8 protein-coding genes are annotated in these 4,335 nt (G+C 37.8%); 7 read left to right on the top strand and 1 reads right to left on the bottom strand.

Annotated features, from left to right (window positions below; genetic code table 11):
• The first annotated feature begins 24 nt into the window (after positions 1-24).
• The 7 genes from AB1397_07435 (at position 25) to AB1397_07405 (ending at position 3,908) form a co-directional block, all read left to right on the top strand.
• Complete coding sequence (locus AB1397_07435) at positions 25-171, top strand: hypothetical protein (protein MEW6482806.1); 147 nt, start codon at positions 25-27, stop codon at positions 169-171.
• Positions 146-613, top strand: coding sequence for an AAA family ATPase (locus AB1397_07430; protein ID MEW6482805.1), 468 nt, complete (start codon positions 146-148; stop codon positions 611-613). The genes AB1397_07435 and AB1397_07430 overlap by 26 nt, the downstream gene beginning before the upstream one ends.
• Positions 614-636: 23 nt before the next feature.
• Positions 637-1,095, top strand: a complete 459-nt coding sequence (locus tag AB1397_07425; GenBank protein MEW6482804.1) for a DUF4143 domain-containing protein — start codon at positions 637-639, stop codon at positions 1,093-1,095.
• A 227-nt stretch (positions 1,096-1,322) separates the two neighbouring features.
• Complete coding sequence (locus tag AB1397_07420) at positions 1,323-1,523, top strand: tetratricopeptide repeat protein (GenBank protein MEW6482803.1); 201 nt, start codon at positions 1,323-1,325, stop codon at positions 1,521-1,523.
• A 261-nt stretch (positions 1,524-1,784) separates the two neighbouring features.
• Positions 1,785-2,426: a hypothetical protein gene (locus AB1397_07415; GenBank protein MEW6482802.1), complete on the top strand. Its 642-nt coding sequence runs from the start codon at positions 1,785-1,787 to the stop codon at positions 2,424-2,426.
• Positions 2,426-3,226 carry a nucleotidyl transferase AbiEii/AbiGii toxin family protein gene (locus AB1397_07410; GenBank protein MEW6482801.1) on the top strand — a complete coding sequence of 267 codons (801 nt, stop codon included), beginning with the start codon at positions 2,426-2,428 and terminating at the stop codon, positions 3,224-3,226. Before AB1397_07415 ends, AB1397_07410 begins: the two co-directional genes overlap by 1 nt.
• Before the next feature lie 418 nt (positions 3,227-3,644).
• Positions 3,645-3,908, top strand: coding sequence for a hypothetical protein (locus AB1397_07405; protein ID MEW6482800.1), 264 nt, complete (start codon positions 3,645-3,647; stop codon positions 3,906-3,908).
• On the opposite strand, the gene AB1397_07400 is transcribed toward AB1397_07405, so the two are convergent.
• Positions 3,885-4,025 (bottom strand): hypothetical protein, encoded by a 141-nt coding sequence (locus AB1397_07400; protein ID MEW6482799.1) that lies wholly within the window; start codon positions 4,023-4,025, stop codon positions 3,885-3,887. The genes AB1397_07405 and AB1397_07400 overlap by 24 nt on opposite strands.
• Positions 4,026-4,335 lie beyond the last annotated feature (310 nt).

Below are 4,335 nucleotides of genomic sequence, written 5' to 3'. Positions count from 1 at the left end.
ATATAAGACAGCTAAACAACGGCTATGGTAATTTGGTTAAGAGAGAAGCTAAACACGTACCTTTATTTAGACCTATTAGAGGCAGAGCTATTTAATGACCTTATGGCTAATCCTAAAAGGCTTGAAAATCTTATTCCCAAAGATTTTGAAGATTGGATTTATTGTGGATGAGGTGCAAATGGTTCCCGAACTCCTGAATGAGGTTCACCGATTGATTGAGAAATACAAGTATAAATTTATTTTGACCGGTTCAAGTGCCAGAAAATTAAGGAGAAGAGGACTAAATCTGCTTGCGGGCAGAGCCTTGCGATATGCTCTCCATCCCCTTACCGTTGCTGAACTTGGTAAGGATTTCAGCCTGAACCATTCTTTGGTCTATGGGCAATTGCCTTGTGCTTATACGGAATCTCTTCCCCAAAAATATTTGGAAAGTTATGTTAAAACCTATTTGCAAGAAGAGGTAGAACAAGAGGGATTAACTAGGAATTTAGGCGCATTTTATAGGTTTTTGGAATCTGCCAGTTTTTCACAAGCCTCTATTTTAAATACCTCCTCAGTAAGCCGTGATTGTGCCGTGGAGCGTAAAAGAGTGGAAAATTATTTGCCATATTAGAAGATCTGCTTATCGCCTACAGAGTGCCTGTTTTTACTAAAAGGGCAAAAAGGCGGTTGGTTTCCCATCCGAAATTCTATTTTTTTGATGTGGGAGTTTATCGCACCCTGAGGCCAAAAGGACCTTTGGATATGCCTGAGGAGATTGAAGGACAGGCTATGGAAACCTTGCTGTTTCAGGAATTAAAGGCGATAAATGACTATCTTGATTTGGGCTATCAGATATTTTATTGGAGGACAGCAAACAATATGGAAGTAGATTTTGTGTTATATGGCGATAAAGGAATCAAGGCATTTGAAATAAAGCGAACCAGAAAAATTACTCCATCTTTGCTTAGAGGCCTAAAGGCATTTTTGAAAGATTATCCATTTGCCAAAACCTATTTTCTCTATGGTGGAGAACGCAGGGTTTATGAAGGTGATATTGAGGTCATTCCTATAGAAGGTACGTGTGTAGCTTCTCTCTTAACCAAATTACCATAGCCGTTGTTTAGCTGTCCTATATACCTAGGCACAAAGGGGCAAAGGCACAAAGAAAGCAAGTAATAAATAAACTCTCTCGCCTTTGTGCCTCTGTGCCTTTGTGCCTATTTCCCAATTTTATTCTCACCGAGCTAAACACATACAAAGAGATAGATAAAATTGATGATGCAACTAAAATAAGCACGAGGAACCTTGAATATTGCACAGAAAATAAATAGCTTCCTGACATCTCAAGATGTCACCGCTGCTTAGCTGCCATTGAAAGGATAAAGGGAAACCGAAAGGAAGCTCAGGTCCATCTTCAGCAGGCACTTGAGATTGCCAGAAAGGTTGGCATGCCAGAGCTTGAAATAGAAGCCTTGCTTGAGTTGAGCAGGTTATGGCTGGATATGAAGAGATATAAAGAAGCTATCCAAGATGCAAACTAAGTCCTTAAGCTATGTGAAAGAACAGGCTTTAGACTCTACGAACCCGAGGCAGAGCTAGTCTTAGCAAAGGCATATCTGAGGTTAAATGATCTTGACCAGAGCAAAACCTTCGCCCAATCTGCCTACCAAAAAGCCAGCCAGATGCACTACCACTGGCCCAAGGTTGAAGCCAGCCAGCTCTTGAAAGAAATATCTTGACAAATTTAGACTTATAATATATTATATATTTCTGGAAATCATATAAAAGGATGATTTAGAGAAATGAAATACTTGGAGTTTAAAAATATCTTTAGAAAATTCCCTATTATTTCCTCAAGCCATATCTTCAATCTTACCACAAAACCCCGTTCCTTAAAGAACCAACTAAGTATCTGGCAAAGGAAAGGGTTGGTCATCAAGTTAAAGAAAGGGTTGTATATCTTGAACGAGCAAGACCGAAAGATTACCCCTTCAAGGCTTTTTATGGCTAATGCCTTATACTCACCCTCTTACATCAGCACTGAATATGCCCTTTCTTACTATGGTCTAATCCCTGAAAGGGTAGAAGACCTCACCTCTGTTACGACCAAAAAGACTATTGATTTTAAGAATCTATTTGGCACTTTTCGTTATCAGCATTTAAAGACAGAGCTCTTTTTTGGTATGACTCAGATAACAGATGAGAATGGACTTTTGGTTCTCTTGGCTTATCCTGAAAAGGCTATGCTTGACTTCATCTACTTGAACTTACAGGATTTTAAGAATAAAGGAATGGATATCTTTGAGGATTCTTATCGGTTTGGGAATCTGAATATACTAAAGAAGAAAAGGTTAATGGAATTTGCCAAAAGATACAAAAATAAGGTATTTATGGATATTGTGAATAATCTGTTGAATTTTATGAACCAAAAGGAGCAGCTTTGATGTTAGATTTAATCAAAAAGGCACTTTTAGAGGTTGAAACCCGTGAGGAAAAGATCCACATTGTGAGGGAATTCTTGCAGGTGCTCATATTAAAAATCTTGTATGATAAGGGTTATTTCAAGAACCTTGCCTTTGTTGGCGGAACAGCATTAAGGGTTCTTTATGATGTGCAAAGATTTTCAGAAGACCTTGATTTTTCACTTATTAACAGGGAAGGGTACGATTTTGATACCTTCTTAAGAAAGGTTGTCTATGAATTAGAGAAAAATGGATTTTCTTTGGATATTAAAGAGAGAAAGGAAAAGACCGTTTGGGAAGCCATGCTTAAATTTAAGGAGGTCTTATTTACATTAGGTCTATCTAAGCTGAAGAATGAGAAGGTTTCTATCCGAGTAGAGGTGGATTCAAATCCACCGACTGGCTGGAACACGGATATCTCTTTGATAAACAAATACTTTGTCTTTACCATAACACATTTTGATATCCCCTCTCTTTATGCCACAAAGCTCCATGCTTGTTTTTTTAGAAGATATACTAAAGGACGAGATTTTTATGACCTTCTGTGGTATCTTGGGAAGAAGACCTTACCTAATTTCACACTTCTCAATAACGCTATCGAGCAAACAGAGGGTAAAAGGGTAGATGTGCGTGAGGAAAATTTTAGAGATTTCTTAAAACAAAGATTAGCCCATATTGATTTTGTGAAGGTAAGGAAAGGGGTAGAGAGGTTTATAGTAGACAAAAAAGAGCTCAAATTATTAGATAAGGATTTAATCTTCAACTTCCTTGACCTTAAATAATCTGTAATCTGTGAAATCTACAGGGGTATTGGTAAATAAGAAATGAAAAGTTAGGGGGGACCTACTCTTTCTTGAAAGAAAGAGTAGGCAGAAAGAACTTAAGATTCTTATTGCCCGCAAGGTTGGTATGCCTTCTCTTGAAATGTACGTGTTTAGCTAATGCTTAATGTATCCTAAAGTTAGGAAAGAAGATATGGAAAATTCTAAATACATAAGCACGAAATTCTAAACAAATTCAAAGCACAAGATCCAAATGACCAAAACAATGGCCGATGTTTTGGATTTTGAACATTTGGATTTTGATATTGTTTAGGATTTTGAATTTAGGATTTATTAAAGATTGATACTTTTTATGTAGGAGCTAAACACATACCTTGAAATAGAAGCCTTACTTGAGTTTGGCAGGTTGTGGTTGGATATGAAGAAATATAAAGAGGCTATCTCTCAGACAAACCAAGTCCTGAAGCTATGTGCTCGCACAGGCTTCAAACTTTACGAACCCGAGGCAGAGCTAATCTTAGCCAAGGCATATTTATTCCAAAAAGATAGAGATAAAGCAAAGAATTTTGCCAATTCCATCTACAAAAAAGCCAAAGAGATGGGCTACCACTCACCTGAGATTAAGGCTGGCCAGTTATTAGAGAAGATGGATTACCTCCTAAAGGTTCCTTCTATCCTTTGATTTCTTACGCTCTTCTCTGATTCCTTCTATGACTCCCATTATAAGTGAGCCAAATAGCCAAAAGAGGATTATATAGACAATATCTGTTGTGGTAATCTCTGACCATGACCAGTCCATTTCACACCTCCTTCCCCCATAACAAAAGGGGCAACAAATCAATATCGGCGACCCGCTAGGAACTCCGATAAAGACTGCTACCCCTGGATAGCAGCCTTCTCTTACCGGTAGGTCAGAGGGAAAACCCTCTTTAAGAAAAAGGCTAAATCAACCCTATAATTATCTTACCAAACCAACCCCATCTTGTCAAGTCATTTTCGCCAAAAATTTTCTCTCCATATCAAAACCTCAAGTAATTGCCCCATAATACATATATTATCCTAAGTTTTGTAGTGCCGACTATCAAAAAATCCCTTGACATATTTGGAAT

The organism is bacterium (assembly GCA_040756715.1).
GTDB lineage: Bacteria > UBA9089 > UBA9088 > UBA9088 > UBA9088 > JBFLYE01.
This window is presented reverse-complemented; position numbering and strand designations above follow the sequence as displayed.